The organism is Alteromonas antoniana (assembly GCF_019249295.1).
GTDB classification, from domain to species: Bacteria; Pseudomonadota; Gammaproteobacteria; order Enterobacterales; family Alteromonadaceae; genus Alteromonas; species Alteromonas antoniana.
Map to the genome: position 1 here is coordinate 1 of NZ_JAESDH010000011.1, position 23,523 is coordinate 23,523.

20 protein-coding genes are annotated in these 23,523 nt (G+C 51.3%); 18 read left to right on the forward strand and 2 right to left on the reverse strand.

Annotated elements, in window-relative coordinates:
- The first annotated feature begins 499 nt into the window (after window positions 1–499).
- Together JKP77_RS10650 and JKP77_RS10655 are read left to right on the forward strand one after the other, a co-directional pair.
- Window positions 500–1,339 carry a lysozyme inhibitor LprI family protein gene (locus JKP77_RS10650; protein ID WP_218311156.1) on the forward strand — a complete coding sequence of 280 codons (840 nt, stop codon included), beginning with the start codon at window positions 500–502 and terminating at the stop codon, window positions 1,337–1,339.
- Window positions 1,332–2,120 (forward strand): sulfite exporter TauE/SafE family protein, encoded by a 789-nt coding sequence (locus tag JKP77_RS10655; protein WP_218311157.1) that lies wholly within the window; start codon window positions 1,332–1,334, stop codon window positions 2,118–2,120. Before JKP77_RS10650 ends, JKP77_RS10655 begins: the two co-directional genes overlap by 8 nt.
- On the opposite strand, the gene JKP77_RS10660 is transcribed toward JKP77_RS10655, so the two are convergent.
- Window positions 2,101–3,405, reverse strand: coding sequence for a sigma-54 interaction domain-containing protein (locus JKP77_RS10660; RefSeq protein ID WP_246601175.1), 1,305 nt, complete (start codon window positions 3,403–3,405; stop codon window positions 2,101–2,103). The genes JKP77_RS10655 and JKP77_RS10660 overlap by 20 nt on opposite strands.
- Window positions 3,406–3,614: 209 nt before the next feature.
- On the opposite strand from JKP77_RS10660, the gene JKP77_RS10665 reads away from it, so the two are divergent.
- From JKP77_RS10665 to JKP77_RS10715, 11 genes are all read left to right on the forward strand, one after another.
- Entirely contained in the window at window positions 3,615–4,889 is a 1,275-nt protein-coding gene (locus tag JKP77_RS10665; protein WP_218311158.1) for an NAD(P)/FAD-dependent oxidoreductase, read from the forward strand.
- Between the two features lie 71 nt (window positions 4,890–4,960).
- Entirely contained in the window at window positions 4,961–5,479 is a 519-nt protein-coding gene (locus JKP77_RS10670) for a Tll0287-like domain-containing protein (protein ID WP_220100140.1), read from the forward strand.
- A 420-nt stretch (window positions 5,480–5,899) separates the two neighbouring features.
- The gene (locus tag JKP77_RS10675) at window positions 5,900–7,474 is read left to right on the forward strand and encodes a cytochrome ubiquinol oxidase subunit I (protein ID WP_218311160.1); all 1,575 of its coding nucleotides are present in this window, start codon (window positions 5,900–5,902) and stop codon (window positions 7,472–7,474) included.
- Window positions 7,471–8,607 (forward strand): cytochrome d ubiquinol oxidase subunit II, encoded by a 1,137-nt coding sequence (gene cydB, locus JKP77_RS10680; protein WP_218311161.1) that lies wholly within the window; start codon window positions 7,471–7,473, stop codon window positions 8,605–8,607. The genes JKP77_RS10675 and cydB overlap by 4 nt, the downstream gene beginning before the upstream one ends.
- Window positions 8,608–8,615: 8 nt before the next feature.
- Window positions 8,616–8,729: a cytochrome bd-I oxidase subunit CydX gene (gene cydX, locus JKP77_RS10685; RefSeq protein ID WP_218311162.1), complete on the forward strand. Its 114-nt coding sequence runs from the start codon at window positions 8,616–8,618 to the stop codon at window positions 8,727–8,729.
- A complete protein-coding gene (locus tag JKP77_RS10690; protein WP_218311163.1) occupies window positions 8,730–10,346 on the forward strand; it encodes an ABC transporter ATP-binding protein/permease in 1,617 nt (538 codons plus the stop codon). It begins immediately after the preceding gene.
- On the forward strand, window positions 10,343–11,899 hold the full coding sequence (locus JKP77_RS10695; RefSeq protein WP_218311164.1) for an ATP-binding cassette domain-containing protein: 1,557 nt from the start codon (window positions 10,343–10,345) through the stop codon (window positions 11,897–11,899). Before JKP77_RS10690 ends, JKP77_RS10695 begins: the two co-directional genes overlap by 4 nt.
- Before the next feature lie 133 nt (window positions 11,900–12,032).
- Complete coding sequence (locus JKP77_RS10700; RefSeq protein ID WP_218311165.1) at window positions 12,033–12,761, forward strand: glycosyltransferase family 2 protein; 729 nt, start codon at window positions 12,033–12,035, stop codon at window positions 12,759–12,761.
- A complete protein-coding gene (locus JKP77_RS10705) occupies window positions 12,751–13,443 on the forward strand; it encodes a TVP38/TMEM64 family protein (RefSeq protein ID WP_218311166.1) in 693 nt (230 codons plus the stop codon). The genes JKP77_RS10700 and JKP77_RS10705 overlap by 11 nt, the downstream gene beginning before the upstream one ends.
- Window positions 13,444–13,445: 2 nt before the next feature.
- The gene (locus tag JKP77_RS10710) at window positions 13,446–15,161 is read left to right on the forward strand and encodes an ArnT family glycosyltransferase (protein WP_218311167.1); all 1,716 of its coding nucleotides are present in this window, start codon (window positions 13,446–13,448) and stop codon (window positions 15,159–15,161) included.
- Window positions 15,162–15,273: 112 nt separating this feature from the next.
- Entirely contained in the window at window positions 15,274–16,206 is a 933-nt protein-coding gene (locus JKP77_RS10715; RefSeq protein ID WP_218311168.1) for a cation diffusion facilitator family transporter, read from the forward strand.
- Window positions 16,207–16,442: 236 nt separating this feature from the next.
- On the opposite strand, the gene JKP77_RS10720 is transcribed toward JKP77_RS10715, so the two are convergent.
- On the reverse strand, window positions 16,443–16,835 hold the full coding sequence (locus JKP77_RS10720; protein WP_218311169.1) for a hypothetical protein: 393 nt from the start codon (window positions 16,833–16,835) through the stop codon (window positions 16,443–16,445).
- Between the two features lie 248 nt (window positions 16,836–17,083).
- Here JKP77_RS10720 and JKP77_RS22540 point away from each other — a divergent pair, with 248 nt between their 5' ends.
- The 5 genes from JKP77_RS22540 to JKP77_RS10745 are packed head-to-tail and all read left to right on the forward strand — an operon-like array spanning window position 17,084 to window position 23,460.
- Window positions 17,084–18,325, forward strand: a complete 1,242-nt coding sequence (locus JKP77_RS22540; protein ID WP_274608654.1) for a methyl-accepting chemotaxis protein — start codon at window positions 17,084–17,086, stop codon at window positions 18,323–18,325.
- A 37-nt stretch (window positions 18,326–18,362) separates the two neighbouring features.
- The gene (locus JKP77_RS10730) at window positions 18,363–18,728 is read left to right on the forward strand and encodes a response regulator (protein ID WP_218311170.1); all 366 of its coding nucleotides are present in this window, start codon (window positions 18,363–18,365) and stop codon (window positions 18,726–18,728) included.
- Between the two features lie 21 nt (window positions 18,729–18,749).
- Window positions 18,750–20,645, forward strand: coding sequence for a chemotaxis protein CheA (locus JKP77_RS10735; protein ID WP_218311171.1), 1,896 nt, complete (start codon window positions 18,750–18,752; stop codon window positions 20,643–20,645).
- Window positions 20,642–21,145, forward strand: coding sequence for a chemotaxis protein CheW (locus JKP77_RS10740; RefSeq protein WP_218311172.1), 504 nt, complete (start codon window positions 20,642–20,644; stop codon window positions 21,143–21,145). The genes JKP77_RS10735 and JKP77_RS10740 overlap by 4 nt, the downstream gene beginning before the upstream one ends.
- A gap of 2 nt (window positions 21,146–21,147) precedes the next feature.
- Complete coding sequence (locus JKP77_RS10745; RefSeq protein ID WP_218311173.1) at window positions 21,148–23,460, forward strand: methyl-accepting chemotaxis protein; 2,313 nt, start codon at window positions 21,148–21,150, stop codon at window positions 23,458–23,460.
- The last annotated feature ends 63 nt before the right edge of the window (window positions 23,461–23,523 follow it).

Below are 23,523 nucleotides of genomic sequence, written 5' to 3' on the forward strand. Positions count from 1 at the left end.
TTCGATGGTGAGAGATGGCGTCGTGTGGGAAGAAAAAACAGCTTAAATTTCGGGTTGACGCCATAGTCGTTTGTTATGCCATGGGGGTGCACGGCGGGATCGTGGTATTTGTCCTTCTCGGTGTGCTGTTCGAAATGATATTCTGGCTGAATCTGACAAAGCGTTCACCGGCCTCACAACCCACAGAGCTTCAAAATGAACGCTCCTGAGTTTGTAAACGCCTGCCAGTGAACACTTACCTATGCCGCGTGAGCGTCACTGATGCGTTGCTGATTGTAGACTCAGAGCAACTGCAGAAACCTCTTTTTTCAGCGCTGTCTACGCGTATTCATTCACGTGGGCGACTATCATCCATTCCAGCCTCACCTCTCTGCATGTCAATGTGTATTGTGGCGTAGCGCGGAAATTCCTGTAATCTGAACTTATTCAAACGGCATGATAGTGACAGAGGGGGGGACGTCATGTGCCACCCTCTGCTCATCGTATTACAGGACTGACTATGCGTTTTATTTATCTGGTGATTGCGCTCGCTACTTTACTGCTTTCAGGCTGCCAGCAGTCGCCCCCCGCGTCCACTGACACTGGTACTGCGACCGTCCCTGTCAACCTTGATGCTTGTCCTGCTGCCATCATTTCCCGGGTCCGACATTACATATCTGCTCAGGATGGACAGGGCCATGGACCGGATGTCGGCAGTCGCGAATGGTATGGCAGTATCGAGCATCAGCTTGGTCGGCAGGGAAAAACATCGTTTCCGCAGGCAGGCACGCTTGAATGGTGTGATTCGGTGCTTGCTGCACTGAATGTGAAGCCGACGTTTTCCTGTGATGATAACCCTGGCCAGGCAGAGCAGGCGATTTGTCAGTCAGCATCGCTGGCGGCACTGGATACCTGGCTTCAGGACACGTATATGAACGCGCTCGGAAAAGTAAGTGGGCAGCAGGAAATGACGCTCAAAGCCATGCAACGAGGCTGGATAAAAGGCCGTGATGCCTGTTGGCAGGCAACGGACCTGACTCGCTGCGTGCGCGATCAATACATTGAACGCATTAGTGAGCTGCAGGCGCAATACGCGCTGGTGAAGCCGACTGCACAGGCCGCTCTTGCTTGTCCGGAGGAACGCGTTTATGTTGCACGATTTTTTGATACCCCTGCGCCCGCGATGATAATTGAGGGCGGACCCAGCACATTACTGCTATGGCAGAAAAAAGCTGCCAGTGGCACGCGCTATGAGGGAGCAAATACCCTGTACTGGGAGCATCATGGCGATGCCGAGTTTATTAGTGGTGTCGGTGCTGAATCGCAAACGTGCAGGGTAACGACAATCAACAATGGATGAGCTGTTAACGCGTCTGCTGACGGCAGACGGTGCTATTACGCTTCTGACTGCAGCCGGACTGATTGTGCTTGCCGGATTCACCTCGCTGATAACCGCGAGTTTGGGGATCGGTGGCGGCGTCCTTCTGCTGGCTGTCATGGCCACGACCGTGCCGGTAGCCGCGCTCATTCCTCTGCATGGCCTGGTACAGTTAGGCTCCAACGGGAATCGCGCAGTAATGACCCGGCGCCATATCGACTGGAAAATGCTGATATATTTTAGTCTGGGCGCACTGCCTGGCGCTTTGTTGGCATCGCTGGTGGTTGTGCAGTTACCACTGGTTGTTATTCAGTATGCAGTGGCAGGGTTCATTTTGTTTCTGGTATGGGGAAGTAAACCCCAGGTGCGGGAAATGTCACCCCTAGGGCGAATGCTGGCCGGGGCGGTGACCACACTCGTTGCCATGTTTGTGGGGGCGACCGGCCCGCTGGTAGCGGCGTTTGTACATCGCAATGGTTACAGCAAAATGCAGATCACCGCGACCTTTGCCAGTTGCATGACCTTTCAGAATATCCTCAAGGCAGTTGTGTTCACAGCTGTCGGATTTCAGTTCTTTGCATGGTTGGGGCTGATTTCCGCGATGGTGTTAAGCGGCTTTATTGGCACCTGGGCTGGCCTTAAAATTTTGTCAAAAATACCGCCCGAGCGTTTTCTTCGCGTGTTTCGCTGGATAGTCACCCTGCTGGCGCTGAAGCTGATTTGGGAGGCCACGCTGCTGGTGGTTAGTCCGCAGTTAGCTTGATCTGATACCGCTGAAGCTTTCGGTATAACGTTCGGGTGCTCACTCCTAACTGTCTTGCGAGTGAGTCAGGCGAACCGGAATAATTTTCACAAATATCACGCAGATAATCGGCCTCGGCGTCGTCCAGGGTGCGTATTCGCGCCTCGCCGCTGTCATCATTGCTGTGAGACTGCGTGATATAGGCTGGCAGGTCCTGCGGGTAAATGATGTCATCGTTAGCCAGCAGGGCCGCTTGCTCAACAATGTTTTTCAGTTCACGGATATTGCCGGGAAATGCATATCCGTTGAGGATCTGCTGCGCAGCTTCACTGAATTTTTTATGGCCATGTTCACTGCAACGTAGCATGTGCGCACTAAGCGCTGGAATGTCGTCAGCGCGCTCCCGCAGTGAAGGCAGATAGATCGGAAAGCCAGCGATGCGATAGTACAAATCCTGCCGGAAGTCACCTTTCTCAACCATTTTTAAAAGGTTTTTATGTGTCGCACACACCAGGCGAAAGTCCGACGTTTTGGGTTTCAGTCCGCCTACCGGACGGTAGCTTTGTGTTTCCAGCAAGCGCAACAGTTTCACCTGCATATTCAGTGGTACATCCCCTATCTCATCAAAGAACACGGTGCCGCCGTTAGCCGCATCAATAAGCCCTTTTTTACTGGTGGTTGCGCCGGTAAATGCGCCCTTTTCGTAACCGAACAGCTCTGACTCAAACAGGCTTTCGTTCAGGCCGGTGCATTCGATAACGACGAGGGGCTTGTCTTTACGCTTGCTTGACTGGTGAAGCGCGCTGGCAACCAGCTCTTTACCAGATCCAGTTTCACCCTGCAGCAACACGGCAATGTCTGATTGTGCGGCCCGGTTCACGGTATTTAACATGGTGCGAAAGGGGGCGGAGATACCTATCATCTTTTTCGCTTCCGATTCGGCAGAGGCAAAGCTGAGCTTATCCAGGATCTCCAGAAAGCCCACTATCTTGTCATTTTCATCTTTCACTGGTTTCATCAGAATGTCGCAATAGCTTTTTCCCTCGCTGGTGTGGTGAATGTGCACCACGCTCACCGGGAGCGCAGTTTCCTTACACTGCGCCATCGGACAGGCTTCACCACATTGATCGCAGGGTTTCTGGTTTCGGTGTGAAATCCAGTAGCATTTGCTGTGCCCGATTACCACCTCATCTGGATAGGTATCCCGATATGCCTGATTGACGGCTTGAATGGCGTAGTCAGGGGAGATATAAATCGCCGGCTTATCGATGGCCTGGATCATTGACTGGATAATGGACGCGTTCATGATTCACTCCCTGCCAAAAATGGCAATGCGTACTGACAAAAGTGACAAGTCACCACTGCTTCTGAGCATACACCAAATATTAATATTAGAAAAATCTAATAAAAACAGGCGCGTTCAGGTTGACTCGCGCAGCTGGCACATATCTTGGTTTCACATCTCGTTAACATGGCCTGAAGGCGGCCGGTAATACAAAAATAAGCGAGAATATTATGGCTAAAGTAGTGGTGTTAGGCGCAGGCACTGGTGGCATGCCAGCAGCGTACGAAGTGAAGGAAGCGTTGGGAAAAGAGCACGACGTCGTCGTGGTGAATGAGCGGGATACCTTTCGTTTTGTACCCTCCAACCCCTGGGTTGCGGTGGGCTGGCGCGAGCCAGACGCGATCACGCTGCCAATAGATAAGTATCTGTCCAGAAAGAATATCAGCTTCGTGTGCGCACGGGTTGAGAAAATAGACACCGCCAGCAACCAGCTTGTTACTGATACCGGCGAATGCATTGAGTATGACTATCTGATCATCGCTACCGGACCGAAACTGGCTTTCAACGCGATAGCCGGGGCCGGTCCGGACGCATTTACACAGTCAGTCTGCACCCTTGATCATGCCTTGCAGTGTTATGAGGATTTTGAAAAGCTCACTAAAAACCCCGGCCCGGTGATAGTGGGAGCATTTCAGGGCGCCAGCTGTTTCGGACCGGCATATGAGTATGCGTTTATTCTGGATAAAGCGCTGCGCGACGCGAAAATCCGCCACAAAGTGCCCATCACCTTTGTTACCAGCGAACCTTACATCGGGCATTTAGGGCTGGGTGGTGTCGGGGATTCCAAATCGATGCTGGAGTCTGAACTTCGTCAGCGTAATATTAAATGGGTGTGCAATGCCACTGTGGATGCTGTCGAAGAGGGTGTGATGCATGTGTCTGAGCTAAACCGGAAAAGCGAAGTGGAATACTCCCACGACATACCTTTCAGTCACGCGATGTTGATCCCACCGTTTGCCGGGGTTGATGCTGTTGCGAACGTGGAGGGACTGTGTAACCCCAAAGGGTTTGTCATTACCGATGAGTATCAGCGCTCACCAGCCTTCCCCAATATCTTTTCCGGTGGTGTATGTGTGGCGATTCCGCCGGTTGAAAGCACACCGGTACCCACCGGCACTCCGAAAACCGGTTATATGATTGAAACCATGATGACGGCGATAGCGCACAATTTAAAGGCTATTATTAAAGACGGCGCTGAGCCGCACTGCAAAGGTACCTGGCATGCTATCTGTCTTGCTGACATGGGAGATACTGGCGCAGCGTTTGTGGCAATGCCGCAAATTCCGCCTCGCAATGTGACCTGGTTTAAAAAAGGAAAATGGGTGCATCTGGCGAAAATTGCCTTCGAGAAGTATTTCATGCGTAAAATGAAAACCGGGAACAGCGAACCGGTGTATGAAAAATACGTGTTAAAGGCGCTGGGAATAGAGAGACTGGACAAATGAAGACAAATCGGCGGCACTATTTGCTACCAGCACTGTTGGCATTTTCTTGCTTTACCTTGCAGGCGTCCCCTATGCCTGCGTCACTGACAAAGGAGGCTCGTGAGCATGCTAAAGCGCTGGGGCAGCAGCTCTCCTCCACATTGCAATCGGCAATCAAACAGGGCGGCCCGGTTGCAGGGATCCGTGTATGCAAGGAAGCCGCGATGCCAATTGCGCAATCGCTCAGCCAGGATGGCTGGGAAGTAGGTCGCACTAGTCTCAGGGTAAGAAACCCGGACAATGCGCCTGACACGTGGGAGCGTGAGCAGTTACGCCGCTTTGCCGAAGCCATGTCAGCCTCAGTGGCTAAGGGGCCGCTTGAAGCCACGCAGTGGAACGAGAAAACGCAAACTTTTCGTTATATGAAAGCCATTGGCACCGGTGAAGTCTGTACCACCTGTCACGGCGTCGATATCGCCGATCCTGTAAAAGCGGCAATCAGTCAGCACTATCCCGAAGACAGCGCCACAGGGTTCAGTGAAGGCGATCTTCGCGGTGCATTTACGCTGTTCTGGCGCCCAGAGCCGGTTCCGGCTGACCCTGCGCAGTAACCCGGCATATTGTCACCCAATGTAGCCATCCCTGCGTTCTGGTCCTCACTTGTGGCGCCAGAAGCAGGTTCTTTTTGTCAAAAATGACACTCATAATGTCATTTTTGGCAGGCTCCTTATCCCCCTCCTTTGCTTCAGATCAATTCGCCCCACTACCAGGTGTGATTTACTAGTCTGCAAGACACGCCAGTCGTCTTCTACGTTATTTTTGTTTTTCTAAGCCCTTATTAATAAAGCTTTTTTTGAGAAAAGTTGATCTGGGTTAAAGAACGGGAATATCTCAAGGACCGATGTCATAAGCTGGCACATTCCGTGCTGAGGTGAGCTCATAGCCTTCGTTTCATCGATGGTGTGGCGAGGTGTAACACAGCAACTGAAGCTGATGTTGACCGCATATTTTTAAGTAATAGGAGAAACCTCATGAGCGATACGTTAATAGAACTATCGCGGTGGCAATTTGCGCTAACAGCCATGTTTCACTTTATCTTTGTCCCACTCACGCTGGGGCTGAGTTTCCTGCTGGCCATCATGGAGTCGGTCTATGTGATGACGGGCAAGGAAATTTATAAAGAAATGACAAAATTCTGGGGCAAGTTGTTTGGCATAAACTTCGCGATAGGAGTGGCAACCGGCCTGACCATGGAATTCCAGTTTGGTATGAACTGGTCATATTATTCGCATTACGTTGGCGATATCTTTGGTGCGCCGCTGGCGATTGAAGGGCTGATGGCCTTTTTCCTGGAATCCACTTTTGTGGGGCTGTTCTTCTTTGGCTGGGACAAAATGTCCAAAGTCAAACACCTGATGACTACCTGGCTGGTGGCGTTGGGCTCTAACTTTTCTGCCCTGTGGATCCTCATTGCCAACGGCTGGATGCAATATCCGGTAGGCGCTGAGTTCAACTTTGAAGCCATGCGCATGGAAATGACCAGTTTCGCTGACGTAATTTTCAATCCGGTGGCGCAGGTAAAATTTGTCCATACCGTTTCAGCTGGTTATGTCACAGGTGCCATGTTCGTGCTGGCGATTTCCGCGTACTACCTGCTTAATCATAAACATATCGCGTTTGCCCGCCGGTCGTTTGCCATTGCCAGCAGCTTCGGAATGGCGGCAATTCTATCCGTTATCGTGCTGGGCGATGAAAGCGGCTATGAGTTAGGTGATGTACAGAAAGTAAAACTGGCCGCTGTGGAAGCGGAGTTCGAGACGCATCCCGCTCCTGCTGGCTTCACCTTGTTCGGTATTCCCAACGATGAGGAAGAGCGTACCGACTACGCGGTAAAAATTCCGTGGGTGATGGGTATCATTGCAACCCGCTCGTTTGACGAAGAAGTCATGGGACTTAAAGAAATTAAAGAAGAGAACCGTGAAAAAATTCTCTCTGGTGTACAGGCCTACACGTACCTCGATGAAGTTCGGGAAGGCACGGCAACCGCTGCCGAGCGCGATGTGTTCGACAACAATAAAGATAACCTTGGTTATGCCATGTTGTTGCAACCTTTTACTGACGATATTACGCAACCTTCTGACGCCAATGTACAGAGCGCCGTGGATTACAGTATTCCGCCGGTTACCCCGCTGTTCTGGAGTTTCCGTCTGATGGTAATCAGTGGCTTTATCATGCTGGCTGTGTTCGCACTGGCGTTTTACTACAGCACCAAACATCGTATTACCAAGCCGCGCTGGCTGCTGAAACTGGCTTTGTATAGCCTTCCGTTACCGTGGGTTGCCTCTGAAGCAGGCTGGTTTGTTGCTGAATATGGTCGTCAGCCCTGGTCTATCGCCGAAGTTTTGCCGGTCCATGCATCGGTATCCAATCTGGCAGTATCGGATGTAGTTATCACGCTGGTAGCCTACACCGCGTTTTACACCGTGATGTTCATTATTGCCTTTTATCTGATGAAAAAATTTGCCAAAAAAGGGCCGGTTCCACCGGAAGATAATGAGATACTGGATGATGAACTGGGTCTGACTATGAAAGGAGCAAGCGCATGATTGACTATGAAGTGCTGCGGATAATCTGGTGGTGCCTGGTCGGGGTACTGTTGATCGGGTTTGCCGTTACCGACGGGTTTGACCTTGGTGTTGGCGCGCTGCTAACGCTGATCGGGAAAAACGACAAAGAGCGCCGGGTAATGATTAATACGATTGGCCCCCACTGGGATGGCAATCAGGTTTGGTTTATTACGGCAGGTGGTGCCATCTTCGCCGCATGGCCTATGATATACGCGACCGCCTTTTCCGGATTTTATCTGGCGCTGGCGCTCACACTGATAGCATTATGGATGCGTCCCATTGGTTTTGATTACCGCAGTAAACTGCCCAGTGCCAAATGGCGTCAATACTGGGACTGGGCACTGTTTGCCGGCGGTGTTATTCCGTCGCTGATATTTGGTGTGGCTTTTGGTAACTTGCTGTTAGGCGTGCCATTCGAGCTGGATAACACCCTGAAATCAACGTATACCGGATCGTTCTTTGGGTTGCTAATGCCGTTCGCGCTGTTAAGCGGTCTTATCTCCGTAGGCATGTTGCTGAATCATGGTGCAACCTGGCTGCAGATGAAAACCGATGGGTTCATTGAGGTTCGTGCGCGGGCCGTGTCGGTCATTCTGAGCCTGGTGACAGTGCTGCTTTTTGTCATTGCTGGTTTATGGGTAGCCTTCGGTATCGACGGTTTTGTGATGACATCCACCGTTGATGCCCTGGCGACGTCCAACCCGCTGAAGAAAACCGTGGTGATGGAAGCCGGTGCGTGGATAAATAACTATACGCTGTATCCGTGGATGATAGTGGCACCGGCACTGGGTATTTTCAGTGGACTGGCATGTGCCTTTTTCTCTAAAGTAGGAAAAGCGGGGTGGGCATTTGTCTTCAGCGCACTGATGATCACCGGTGTTATCTTAACCGCCGGGTTCTCAATGTTCCCGTTTCTGATGCCAAGCGTCACCATGCCTGAGGCGAGCCTCACCATGTGGGATGCAACATCCAGCGAATTAACGCTGAAAATTATGTTTGTGGTTGCCTGTATCTTTGTACCGATTGTACTGAGCTATACAGCCTATAGCTTTTACGTGATGCGTGGCCGGATCAAAAATGATGATCTGGACAAATCACACGCGATTTATTAGGAGGTCTTATGTGGTATTTCACCTGGATCCTGGGCGTATTACTCGCTTGCTCATTCGGTATTATCAATGCCATGTGGCTTGAAGCTACCGAGGACATGGACCGTCCTGATACGGTCGACTAAATGTCGGCCGAGGTTCCCGTCTCACTACCTAAATGGTTTCGTACCACGGTAGCAACAGAAGACGCTGCGCCACGCGGCGTCTTTTCCTTACTGGTGTTTTTAGGCGTCAGCAGAGCCATCAGCATGATTCTGGCTTACTGGTACTTTGCTGTTCTGATACAGGACTGGATCGTTAACGACACCCTATCGTCTCAGACACCGCTGCTGGGGATGCTCATCTGTCTGACAGGTGCCTGGTTATTGCAACGTGTTCGTGCACATCAAACCGAGCAGGCAAAAGCTACATTGTTGCTGACGCTGGAAAAGCGTCTTATCGCGCAGTTCAGTTGTCAGCAGCATGCGCTGATACGTCAACAGTCGGCATACTACTGGCAAACCTTATGGCTTCAGCACCTTCCTGCAATTGCTGACTGGCATTATGAGTACCGAGTGCAACAATCCATCGCTGCAGTGGTACCGATACTGGTACTTGCCGTTATCGGCTGGATGAATCCGGTCATCGGTGCCGGTCTGCTGGTTGCATTACCCGTCGTGCCGCTGTTTATGATTGTGGTTGGAAAGGGGGCTGCGCATCTTCATCAGCGGCACTTTCTGGCATTTGAGCGCTTGGGAGGCATGTTTGTTGACCGGCTGAAAGCCCTGCCCATGCTGGCATCGTTTGTCGCCTACGACAGACAAAAAGCGCTGTTGAACCGTGCCAGTGAGCAACTGAATAATGCGACCATGCGAGTGGTCACCGTGGCGTTCTTGTCGAATACGGTACTGGATTTTTTCGCTACGCTTTGTGTGGCGCTGGTTGCCGTGTTTATTGGTTTTACGTTACTGGGTGAAATTCAGGTTGGCCCGGAAATCGATTTACTGACAGGCCTGTGGATTTTACTCACCGTGCCATTGCTGTTGTCCGAAATGAAAGCCCTGGGGCAAATTTACCACCAAAAGGCACTGGCACAGTCTGCTGCTGAGGCACTGGGAGAGCTGGTGTCAGAACCCCATGACTGCCTGGCGAGTCGACCAGCCGGGAGTTTCGGGGGCGAGCACTTTGCTGACTTTTCGCTGGCATCGCCAAAGCTGACGGCATCCATGCTGTCCATATCAAAAGGTGACTGGGTTCGGCTTGAGGGGGCCTCCGGTGCAGGGAAAACGCTGTTGCTGGAAGCGCTGGCGGGACAGCGCGACGCTAGTCACAGACTGAATTGCCAGTATGTTTATCTGTCACAGCAGGTAGCCTTGCTGCCGGGGACACTTCGCGAGAATCTGTGCCTGGATGATCATTACGCTGATGAGAGGTTGTGGAAGGTGTTGTCGCAGGTACAGCTTTCACCCTGGGCAAAGCAACTGGAGAACCAACTGGATACGCCATTTGGGGAACATCCGCCATTGTCCGGTGGAGAGGCCCAGCGCCTGGCTATTGCGAGGTTATTGTTGCGCGACGCTGATGTGTGGTTACTTGATGAACCCACCGCACATTTACCTCAGGAACAACATGTTGCCATCATCGAGTTGCTGCGAGTGTGCTGTAGTAGCAAAACCGTGATTTGGGCATCGCATAAAACACTGCCTGAATGTTGGTTCGACAAAGTGTGGCTGATAGAAAATGCAGAGGTACAGCAGCGATGACGTTCACGCGTGTTCCCTGGCTCACCCTTCTGCTGGCGGTATTCCATGGCGCAAGCGGTCTTCTGGTATTAATTATTGCTTCCTGGTTTATTGCCGCCAGCGCCATTGCGCCGGTGGGCTTTAACTATGTCGTACCCGCTGTGGTGATAAGAGCACTGGCGCTAATACGAATCGGCGCAGGTTATGCTCAGATGTGGGCAGGACATAAAGACATGCTCAACCGAACCCGCAACTGGCGTCTTGGATTATTCAGTCAGTTGGCAGGCAAGCGAATTGAGGAGCGTCAGTGGGTGGTCGAAGCACTATCCCGGCATACCGAAAATCTGGCCTCTGTGTGGATTGGCTGGGCTACCCACCAGGCCAGCGCCATTGTGATGTTGCTTGCGGCGTTAGTTACGGCGACATGGCTGGACTTACCGGGCACGTATTCTCTGGTGTTGTTAGGCATAGCCTGGCTGCTGATTCAACTCGCACTGGTATTACGGGGATTGCAAATCGCGGCAAGAGAAATACGCCATGAGCAGCGCTTCCGCTTTGAGTCTGAACATTTTCTGGATACCAGCTCGTTGTGGCATTTGCGTGTGCGAAGCCAGAACGGCAACGTCAGCCTGCCCGGAGCCCCCAGTGCAACAAACTATTGGCAGGCTCAGCGGGATAACCGACGGGCAGCTGAAAGCGCGGAGTGGTTGTTTCAGGGCGTGTGTATTGGCTTACTAGTCAGTGTGATGCTGTTAGCGCCGCTAAGTGTGCTGCACGCGCCACTGGCGGTAATCATTCCTATGCTACTGCTGGCAGCACCGGACTGGCTGGGGCGCTCGTTTAAAGCCGGGCCGGCTCTGACCGCCTATCGACAAAGTCAGCGGGCAATGTCTTCATTGTCTTTTGTGCCAGTAGGCGATGCAGGGCAGTTCAGGCCGCGCTCAGGCATTGAAGTCAGACAATTTGCGGCGGCAGATCGTAGTGTGCCGCCTATCGACTTTGTTTTACCCGCACGCGGCGTTGCGCTGATTGAGGGCGAGTCGGGAAGCGGCAAATCAACCATACTGCAGGCATTAGCCGGGCATCTTCGCTATACCGGTGAGCGGGTGGTTGATGGTGACACTATCGGGCAGGGGCTGGTAAAAGGCTGGATCTACGTCGAACAAGCGCCCGTCATCTTACACAGCACACTGCGTGAAAACCTCTGTCCAGGGGACCTCAAAGCGCCGGAAAGTGAGCTCATTGAGGGGCTTGAAGCGCTGGGGCTTAGCCACCTACTACCTTTGGATAGCTGGCTTGGACAGGGGGGGAGACACTTGTCTGGCGGTGAAAGTAAACGTGTGGCGCTGTTACGCGCCGCGCTGAGCAGGCCCGATGTACTGCTGGTGGATGAGCCTTTCGAAGGGCTGGATACGCAGAATATCCGCCGGGTCTCCGGTTTCTTGTCGCGCCTTGGTATTACGATCCCCGTAGTAGTTGCCAGCCATATCACGGCCGTAAATGTGCAAATTGTACAAACAATTAAGGTTACCGGTACCGTTACGGCGTCCGGGCAGATTGCTCAACGCGCGTGAGTGGCAGTCTTCCCCCGACAGGTTAACAGCGATAACTGGTTAACGGCTTTTGTCAGCATGAATATGCTCTGCTTAAGGTTCTCTTAAGTTTTTCCTATTACGGTATGCGAAAAAACACCTGTCGAGGTAAGCCTTGGACCTGTCTATTGTCATTCCGGCCCGTAATGAGCAAGGAAATATTGAGCCGCTGGTAGCTGAAATCCGTCAAGCTATCCCCGGCAACTATTGCTACGAAATCATCTACATCGACGACGGCAGTACAGATAATACAAAGACGGAAATTGAAGCTGTGCAAGCCAGAGGCGATGTGCCAATAAGGCTGCTGCTACACCGCAACAGTGCGGGCCAGTCTTCTGCGCTTTATTCCGGCGTATCCCGGGCGAAGGGGAAATGGATAGTGTCGATGGACGCTGACGGACAGAACGATCCGGCGGATATTCCCGCCATGCTTCAGTGCGCCAGTACACAAACCGCTGAGCACTTCTGTATTGCGGGCTTCCGGCACACGCGCAGAGATACTTTCTCTAAAAGAATACAGTCCAGAGTGGCCAATGCCATTCGTCAGCGACTGCTGAATGATCAGGTACCTGATACCGGCTGTGGTATTAAGTTGTTTCCCAGAAACACATTTATGATGTTGCCTTTTTTTGATCATATGCACCGGTTTATTCCAGCACTGGTGCGTCGTATTGGTGGCAGCATTACCGTCGTTCCGGTAAATCACCGTGAGCGCGTGATCGGTACCTCAAAATATACACTGCTTAGTCGTCTTGGCGTAGGGATCGTCGATATGTTGGGGGTGCTGTGGTTACAGCGCCGTTGTCCTCGTCCGGAAATTATGTTGCACACCGATGAAAGTTGAGGCGATGGTCCGGCAAGGGAAACAAATACTGCCGATGTTCTCGGTGCTGGTTTTATGTTTATCGCTGGTGGTTGCAGTGCGCGTTGTGGCCAATTCCGACTCGTTGGTGCCGGCGATGGTGACAGGCTGGCTGTCCCGCTTTGGTCTGGCAGGCTGGATAACGATCACACTTGCAGCAGGTGTAGCCATGGTATTTGGCTTCCCGCGTCAGGTAGTTGCGTTTTATTTTGGCAGCCTTTTAGGTGCGGCAGGAGGCGTAGCACTGTCACTAGTCGCCTGTTGTTTGTCCTGCATAGGCGGTTTCTGGATTGCCCGTCGCTTTTTATCTCATTGGGTAAAGCGCCGGTTTCCGCACCTTTTTCGTCAACTGAAACCGGTCATGGACGCTCGACCCTATTCCGCGACGCTGGCTATCCGTCTGTTTCCCGTAGGCAGTAACGCGCTGACAAATCTGGTGGCAGGCGTAACACCTGTCAGCGGTAGCGCTTTTCTACTGGCATCCGCGGCAGGCTATTTACCGCAATTGGTGGTGTTTGCCCTGCTAGGGGCGGGCATTGAACAGGTATCTGCCTGGCAGTTTTCTGTAAGCCTTATCCTGTTTGCAGTTTCTGTTGGCTTAAGTGCATATATCTATCATTGGTATCACGCCTCTATTGTGCCTGCCAGCCGGAGTCAGATGTAACGATGTTGACTCAAAAGACTCATGTTCCACAACGCGACTGGTTATGGTTGGCGCTGTTGCTGGGTACAGTATTGTTGGCGGGGATTGGGCTGCGGGATCCCTGGCCCGCTGATGAGCCTCGTTTTGCTCAGGTTGCCAGAGAAATGGTAGAAACCGGGCAGTGGTTATTTCCCATGCGGGGCGGAGAGCTGTATCCCGATAAACCGCCGGTTTTCATGTGGATGATAGCTGGCGTGTTTTTGATAACCGGGTCGTTGAAAATTGCTTTTCTGCTTCCCTCTGCGTTGTCTGGCATGGTAGCAGCGCTGGCCGTCTTTGACCTGACTCGTCGCCTGCATGGTCGGCAAGCTGCCTGGCTTGCGGTATTCACGCTCCTTTTTACGTTTCAGTTTATACTGCAGGCAAAAACAGCGCAGATTGATGCCACAGTGTGTATGTGGATCACGCTGGGTTGTTATGGCGTATTACGGGCCACCTTGTTTCCTGGTCAACATCGCTGGTGGTATGCCGCCTGTGTGTTTATGGCACTGGGGATCATGACCAAAGGCGTGGGATTTCTTCCGCTGCTGCTGCTGGTTCCTTATTCTTTTTTACTGCGCTCACAGTCAGCAAGAAACAATTTATACCGGTTAACTGCAGGTCAGTGGCTTATTGGTGTGATGTTGCTGCTGGCAACGCTGGCGATGTGGCTGCTGCCAATGATATGGACAGTACAGGCTTCGGGAAACAGTGCGTTTGTCGCCTATCGCGACAATATTTTGCTCAAACAAACTGTAACCCGGTATGCCAATGCATGGCATCACATCAAGCCATTCTGGTATTACGTAACCCATGTTGTGCCATGGGCGTGGCTCCCGGTGATCCTGCTTTTCCCCTGGCTTGCGGGATACTGGAAAGACGCTGTTAAACTGCGCCGGGCCGGGGTAGTGATGCCACTGATGTTCTCCCTGCTGACCGTGTTATTTTTCAGCATCAGCAGCGGCAAACGAGGGGTCTACATTCTGCCTGCGTTACCCATGCTGATACTGGCTGCCGCGCCCTTCTTGCAACGTGTTTATGCGCGTACTGGTGTCAGGCGATTATTGCTGCTTTTTACCCTGTTAATCTCGTCAGCCATGGTAGTGCTGGGGGCGCTGGCACTGGCCGGAAACGGGCCACTACCGGCACTGTATATCAAGCATGACGTGGAACTGACATGGTGGCTGATCGTGACTGGAACAGCCTGCGCGCTGGCGGTGTTGCTGACCCGGAAAAACAGCATTGCTATATGGTCGGCTTTCTCGATAGTGCTCTGGCTTAGTTACAGCCTGTGGGGCGCGCCATCGATAAATGTAGCCCGTACACCGCACAATATTTTTGAGGTGGCACAACGGCATCTTCCCGACAATGCAGAAGTCGCGGTAATCGATACCAAAGAGCAATTCATTTTATTTAACCCGTTTACGGTGGTGCATTTTGGTTACCATACTCCACTGTCTCTGCAAGTGCAGGCTGCCTGGCAATGGCAGTCTGAGGGAACATCTGGTGATGCGCCGCGGTGGATCTTAATGCCTGATTCAATTACAAGCTCCTGCCTTGATACCGATGACGCCATAGAGGCCGGAAAAGCACATCGGGAACGCTGGTTATTGCTCCCCCCGTCAGCCAGACGACCAGTTTGTGAGCTTACCTCGCCGTTACCGCAAACATTCAGGTATAAGGGCCAGCCTTTTGACTAGCTTATCCACCTTTCATGGGAAGAAACCATTGAATTATTGTCGCGGCTCTCGCACCATGTTCAGGGAAAAGCCATACTGAATTGTTAAGATCAACAGAGCGCAAAAGGCACATATGCATCAGCACGGACATCACGAACACGGACAAGAGACCGATACCAGCCGTATCGGGTTTGCGTTCTGGCTGAACTTTGTTTTCACCATTATTGAGTTTATTGGGGGCTGGTTAACTAACAGTGTCGCTATCATGGCTGATGCGGTCCACGATCTTGGCGATACCCTCTCCATTGGACTGGCCTGGTATCTGGGAAAACTGGGCCATCAAAAAGCGACGCACAAGTATACCTATGGTTTCAAACGACTGAGTTTGCTGGGCGCCATGATCAATGGCGTGATCCTGGTGGCGGGCTCGGTCTGGGTGTTGTCGGAGGCGATACCCCGTCTGCTGGCACCTGAGATGCCGGTAACCGAAGGCATGATTGGGTTGGCGATTTTGGGCGTGTTGGTGAATGGGCTGGCTGCTTATAAACTTCACGGTGGCCATTCAATGAACGAAAAAGTGCTGAACTGGCACTTGATCGAGGACACCATGGGGTGGGTGGCAGTACTGATTGTCGCTATTACTTTGCATTTCTTTCACTGGCCCATTCTGGACCCTCTTTTATCCATAGGATTTACGCTGTTTATTCTGTTTAATGTGGTGCGTTACGTCATACAGACCATGAAGTTATTCCTGCAAGGCGTGCCTGATGACGTTGAACATAAAGAAATTAAGCAGGCGTTACTCAGTGTAGAACATGTGGAAGAAATACATCATGTACATTTGTGGTCACTGGATGGTGAGCAACATGTACTTACAGCACATCTGGTGCTGAACGTAAGCGTTGACGCACAAACGCTGAAAGCGCTGAAACAACAGGTAAACGAAAAGCTTGCGCCTTTTCATCTGTCACACACCACCATCGAGTTTGAACTGCCCGGTGAGCCCTGTCGTGATGATGACGACCATTTGCATTCTCACCCACACAACCACCCTCACGTGCATTAACGGTTCAGGCAACAAACGTGATGTTGATCCTTGCTTGTAGTTTAAGAACGTGAAAGCAGCAACGCGGGTATTGCCGCCTGTGAGACTGGCCCGCAGGCTCTAACGTGCGGTGCTTCTGTGCTACCCTTCGCGAATACAGAAGCGTTGTAACAGGCATCAGTGGTAAGCGGCAGCCAGAGTTATCAGGAACACGCCACTGGAACTGCTTTCAGCCTGTAAAAACGGTACTGTAGCTATCAGGTTGCCGGAGCCGTGCAAATGTCTTTGCCCCACCACGATCCCTCTTCGACATATTTAATCACGTTACCGTTACGTATGAGTAAACCGTCAGTCTGGTACCCTTTATACCCACCAAACAGGTTTTTGGTGTTCAGAGTGACGCAAACCAGATAGCCGTAATACACATCGTCAAGTTCGTTACCTAACCAGTAACGTTCAGGTGTAGTAATCAGTTGATAGCGGGCGCTGTCAGGATCACTGAGCTTTTCGCGATAGTAGTTTTTTGCTATTGCCTCAAAATCTGCAGGATAGGCACCATAGTCCGCGTTATCAACGTCCGTTGGCGTGGGCAGTGTCGTGCAGCCTGCCACACCAAGCATCAGTGTCATCCACAGTACTTTCATTGTCATGTTTTATTCCTCTACTGAATATGCCGGCGGGAGCCTTTTCTCGCATGCTTTCCAGGCATCGTCGGCTTGCTGCTTTGAGTCAGATCATTATACGTGCAAGCGGAAGAAGAGGTTAACTCTTCTCGGTAGAATAAGCATTTTTGTGATGGCGTGTCGCAAATGTCACATTGTGCGCACAAGTAATAAAATGTACTAAATAATCTAAAGTATAATTTCCAATGTAAGAAATTGGCGCATAATTAACCACATTGTCATTACGTCAACGTGACGGTTTGCCCCCCCTGGGGCATTCGCTGGAGAAAAAAGTGCTGGTTGATTCAATAGAAAATAGCGGTAACACGAAATCGCATAGCTTACAGCTCCCGATTGTCATCGCCGCAGTATTGATTGCCTGGGGATGTTATGTGGCATCGTTTGCTATGGTTTCTCTTGCGACGTTATCTGCTTTAAGTGGTTACCTGCTTTGGCTGAGCAAGAGTCAACGCGCCATGTTCGAATCGCAGTTAGCTGCCTGCGAGGCACGAATGAGCGAGCAACTGGCCCCCGAAGACTTTCTTAACACCACGGCGCAGCTTTCCTCAGTTCTGACCGACTGCAACGTGAATCTGAACGGCATCGTTACTACACAGAATGATGCGGTAGACACACTGAGCGAGTCTTTCAGCCGTTTCACTGCGCTGTGTGCGCAGCAAAGCGATTGCATTTTTTCTCTATTGCAAAGCGGTGATGAAGACGGTCTTGCTTATGCAGACACCATGCGCACCTTTGCCCATGACACAGACAACACCTTATCTGATTTCCTTGCATCAACTGATCAAATGACGTCGTCAACTCAGGGTCTGTTAACGGAAGTTGAGGACATTCAGTCGGCAATGCCCACCGTCGTGCAGGCATTGTCGGGTATCGACGATATTTCGGCGCAGACGAACTTGCTGGCGTTAAATGCCGCGATAGAAGCGGCGCGGGCTGGTGAAGCCGGCCGCGGCTTTGCGGTGGTGGCTGACGAAGTGCGGGCGCTGTCTACCCGGTCTACGGAGTTCAGTAGTGTCATTAAGCAACAAATCGATGACATTCGAAACATGGTAGACAAACTGAATCGTACCGCAACCTTCGTCGCCTCTCAGGATATGTCGCATATTGCCCGCGCAAGAGACAGCATTAGTACACAATTGCAGCGGATCATCACCAAAGCCGAATCCGATATCAATACGACCAGAACACTGGAGTCCGTTGGGCAAGAGCTTACACAGGCAATTAATGATGCGGTAAGGGGCTTGCAGTTCGGTGATATTAACTCGCAAAACCTTGCTTACACCATGTCTATTCTGGAACTGGTTATCGACGGCCTCTCGCAAACAAACAGCAATGACATCGCGACACTGACTGAAAAGCTACAGGATTACCGGGCAGCGCTTACCGAGCGCGGTGTGCTGGATCATAACCCGGTTTCAGCGACGTCGATGAATGCGGGCGACGTGGAATTTTTCTAACACGTAGCCAGAAATAAGGAAACATGAGGATAGTGCTATGAGCAAAAACATACTAGTGGTTGATGATTCTGTCTCGATCCGCCAAATGGTCGAAATGACCTTAAAAAGTGCAAATTATGCAGTGACTACGGCTGTCGACGGGCAAGATGCGTTAACCAAGTGCCAGGCATCACGATTCGATTTTGTTCTGACTGATCAGAACATGCCGAGAATGGATGGATTAACGCTGATTAAGTCCCTGCGGGCGCTGGCAGGCTTCCAAAGCACGCCAATCGTTATGCTGACGACTGAGGCCAGTGACGACATGAAAGCTAAAGGGCGTGCAGCCGGCGCAACCGGATGGATGGTAAAGCCGTTCGATCCTACCAAGCTGCTTGAAGTCATGAAGCGGGTTGTTGGCTAGTCAGGTCTCCGGAGGCGAAGTATGTCCATCGATATTAAACAGTTCCACGGTGTGTTCTTTGACGAAAGTGACGAACATATTCAGGAAATGGAACGTCAACTCATGGCGCTGGACCCGGCGTCTCCGGATGCTGAAGCGTTACACTCTGTCTTTCGCTCGGCGCACTCAATCAAAGGTGGCAGCGGTATTTTCGGGTTTGATGCGCTGACCAATCTGACCCACGTTATGGAAAACCTGTTGGATCGTGCCAGAAACGGTCAACAGCAGGTTACTACCGATATCGTTGATCTCTTGTTGTCAACGCTGGATGTGCTGAACGATACATTACAGGCGTATCGAAACGATTCCGACGTGCCACAGGAAGCCATTGAGGCAGCGATCAGCGCGCTAGAGGCATGCCTTTGTGCGGACAACACAGCACAAGTGGCAGTTGAAGATAACCAAAGTGCTAACACTGAAGACGATGGCTTTGGCTTCTTTGATGATGATAATGAGCTCTGCGGACAAACTGAAAATGCCGGAGATGATATCGAGGGCTTTGGGCTGTTTGCACCACTGCCTGAAGGCGAGTCGCCTGAAGATACCGAAGATTGCGCTTCATCGAAGCACAACGATGATGATGGCTTTGGTTTCTTCGAGACCCCTGCTATTTCAAAAGAACCCGAGCCCGTTTCGGCATCCACACCAAAACAAACTATTCGCAAGCCGGTAAAAACCAGTTCCTCAGGCAAAGAAGCCGCTTCTATCCGGGTGGATACCACAAAAGTCGATGCGATGGTGAATTTGGTAGGTGAACTGGTAATCACTCAGTCTATGTTGTCAATGGTAGGCCAGGAAGTAGACGGCCAGGTAGGTGAGCGCTTACAACTGGCAATAGACGAGCTACAAAGGAACACCCGCGAAATTCAGGAGTCGGTGATGTCGATGCGCATGTTGCCACTGAACATGACATTTAACCGTTTCCCGCGCGTGGTGCGCGACTTGTCTGCGAAGTTAGGCAAAAAAGTCACTCTGCATATTGAGGGCGGTGCTACTGAAATCGATAAAAGTCTTATTGAGAAGTTAGTGGACCCGTTAACACACCTGGTCAGAAACAGTATCGACCACGGTATCGAAACCGTTGAAAAGCGCGTTGCCGCTGGCAAAACAGAGTCTGGCAACGTGATATTAAAGGCCTCCCAGAGAGGCAGCAGCATTATCATCAGTATCACCGATGATGGTGCAGGACTTAATCGTGAACGCATTCTCGAAAAGGCTTCCCAAAACCACTTGCCGGTCAGCGATGATATGGCTGATGCCGATGTCTGGCAGCTAATTTTTCAGCCCGGCTTTTCTACCGCCTCTGAAGTCACAGACGTGTCTGGACGTGGTGTAGGTATGGATGTGGTACGCCGAAATATCGAGTCAATTGGTGGCCGGATTGAGATCGAGTCTACTGCCGGAGAAGGCTCTGCGTTTTTCATTCACCTGCCTCTGACCCTGGCTATTGTTGATGGTATGTGCGTGTCGGTGGGAGACCAGATTTTTGTTATCCCGCTGCTTAATGTTATCGAGTCATTTCAGCCTCTTCCGGAGCAACTGAAGACGCTGGGCAATGAGCAATTGCTGTGGATCCGTGATCAGTACTGGCCGTTGGTACACCTTCACAATCACATGCAGGTTGACGGCGCTATTCAGACGCCGACAGAAGGCATCGTCGTACTTCTGGAAAGCAGCAAAAAACGCTACGGCGTACTGATAGACAGCCTGATGGGACAGCAACAGGTCGTAATTAAAAGCCTGGAACAGCATTACAAGAAGGTCGACGGTGTCGCGGGAGCCACCATCATGGGAGATGGCAAAGTTGCCATGATCCTGGATGCAGACTCACTGGCCGACGCCTGTACCACCGGAATTTCTGAGGAGTTAACAGCATGAGCGAAGCCGCACTGCAACACATTGAAAACACCACTTCGCATCGCGAATTTCTGAGCTTTGTTCTGGGTGAGGAGCATTACGCGCTGGACATCACCACAGTAAAAGAAATTCGTGGTTACGAACAGGTCACAAAAATTGCCAATGCACCAGCGTTTATGAAAGGGGTGATTAACCTTCGCGGAGACATCGTTCCCATTGTCGACTTACGCATTAAGTTTAATGTTGGCGAGCCCACATACAACGAGTTCACCATTGTGATCATGCTGCACGTGCACGGCCGCATCATGGGGATCGTCGTTGACGGGGTCTCAGATGTCGTGCGTCTGGCAGACGATGATATTTTACCGCCACCCGAGTTCGGAGTGACGTTTGATAGTAAGTACTTACATGGCTTGGCCGACGTCGATAGCACTATGGTTATCTTGGTCAACATTGAATCTTTAATTGCCAGCAATGAGCTGGGGCTTGTTGAAATGACCAGCCAGACATCAGGAGAATAGCTATGGGTTTATTCAACGTAATTCCCGGCTTGCAAGCTGCCAGCTCACATCAGCAGGCAAAACGAAATGAACAGGCAGTACAGACGACTGCCTCCTGCATCATGATGGCAGATGTCGAGCGCAATATTGTGTTCGCGAATGTGGCAGTAAGTCGCCTGCTAAATGATTTCGAGTCAGAGTTCAGAAAGGTTTTTCCGTCTTTTTCGGCGGGGAGCCTTCTCGGACAAAGCATCGAGCCGTTCTACCGTGCGCCGTCAGGGCAACAACACTCGCTGGCAACGCTTCGCGAGCCAGTGACTACCTTTTTAACAGTCGGTCAACTGGAATTCCAGCTTACCTTTTCTCCGCTGCTAGACCCTAAAGGCAATAACCTGGGCACGATGTTGGAATGGGTTGATCAGACTGAATTTCTGCTCAACAGCAGCAAAATGGATGCATTAGATAAAGCCCAGGCCATCATTGAATTTGATACCAAGGGTAACATCAAAAATGCCAATGATAATTTCTTGGCGACTACCGGCTATCAACTCGATGACATTGTTGGTCGACATCACAGTATGTTTGTGCACAGTGACTATGCGGCAAGCGATGAATATCGCCGCTTCTGGCAATCACTGGCAGACGGGGAAGTGAAATCCGGTGAATTTAACCGTGTTGGTAAATCAGGCAAAGAAGTCTGGATCCAGGCCTCGTACAACCCGATTCGCAACAACAAGGGTGAGGTTGTCGGTGTAGTGAAATTTGCTACAGATATTACCGAAGCAAAACTACAGTCAGCCTATTTCGAGGGGCAAATCGCTGCTATCAATAAGTCTCAGGCCGTCATCGAATTCACTGTCGATGGCACTATTTTGCACGCAAACGAGCATTTTCTGGCTGCTACCGGATACACGCTGGATGAAATCAAAGGGCAGCATCACAGTATGTTCGTGTCACAGGATTATGCCAGCAGTCCTGCATATGGTCAGTTTTGGGCACAACTGAAACAAGGGAGCTTCTTTACAGACGAATTCAGACGGTTTGGCAAAGGGGGGCGCGAGATTTGGATCCAGGCGTCCTACAACCCGATTTTTGACCACACCGGTAAGCCCTACAAGGTGGTGAAGTACGCCACAGACATCACGCAGCGAAAGCAGGCGGTCAACGATATTCGCCGCACAATGAGTGAGCTGGTTCGCGGTAATCTCGACTGTCATATTGAGCATCAGTTTGAGGGAGAGCTCAAGGAGCTCGCTGATACCATTAATACCTTTACCGGTGATATGAAAAATATCATCGGCAGCATCAGCGAGGTAATGACGCGGTTGTCCACCGGTGATTTAACGTCGCGCATCGATGCGCATTTTGAAGGTGAATTTGCCACATTGGGCAGTGCGATAAATCAGTTTGTCGAAGAGATGTGCGGCACGATTGGCAACATTAACGATGCCGTGGAAACCATTAACACCGCTTCCAGTGAAATTGCTACGGGTAACAGCGATCTGTCTACACGCACAGAACAGCAGGCCTCCAGCCTGGAGGAGACAGCATCGAGCATGGAAGAGCTCACCAGTACCGTTCGTCTGAATGCGGAAAACGCCAATCAGGCCAGCACGCTGGCATCACAGGCAACCATAGTGGCTAATGAGGGCGGTGAGGTGATCCGCGAAGTGGTTAGCACGATGACCGCAATAAATACTTCAGCACAGGAAATCTCAGACATTATCGGTGTGATAGATGGCATTGCTTTTCAAACCAATATTCTGGCGCTAAACGCCGCAGTGGAAGCGGCCCGCGCAGGAGAGCAGGGCCGCGGATTTGCGGTCGTAGCTTCAGAAGTGCGCAGTCTGGCGCAGCGCTCGGCAGAGGCAGCCAAAGACATTAAAGAGTTGATTTCTGATTCGGTGAACAAAATAGCAGGGGGTAACGCGCTGGTTAAGAAGTCCGGAGACACCATGAATGATGTGGTTACGGCGATTAAGCGAGTGAACGACATCATGTCTGAGATTGCTGCGGCCTCTGCTGAGCAGGCCACCGGGATCGAAGAGGTGAATAAAGCGATTGTGCAGATGGATGAAATGACCCAGCAGAACGCTGCGTTGGTTGAAGAAGCCGCCGCCGCTGCTGAGAGTTTGCAGCAACAGGCAGGGCAGCTAAACGAGCGCGTTTCTACATTTACGCTGGATGAGTCGAGTGGCAGAAAAAGTTCAGCGCCAAGAATGGTGATGCCTGCGCCTGTGGTGCCATCACCAAAATCACTGGCTCCAAAAACGATTACTCGCGCTACTGAACTGAAACCTGCGACACCGCAGGAAGCGGAATGGGAAGCGTTTTAAAAACTATTGATGGGATCGGTACAGGTGTACCGGGGGCAAAAGGTCAGAAGTCACAGAGGTAAT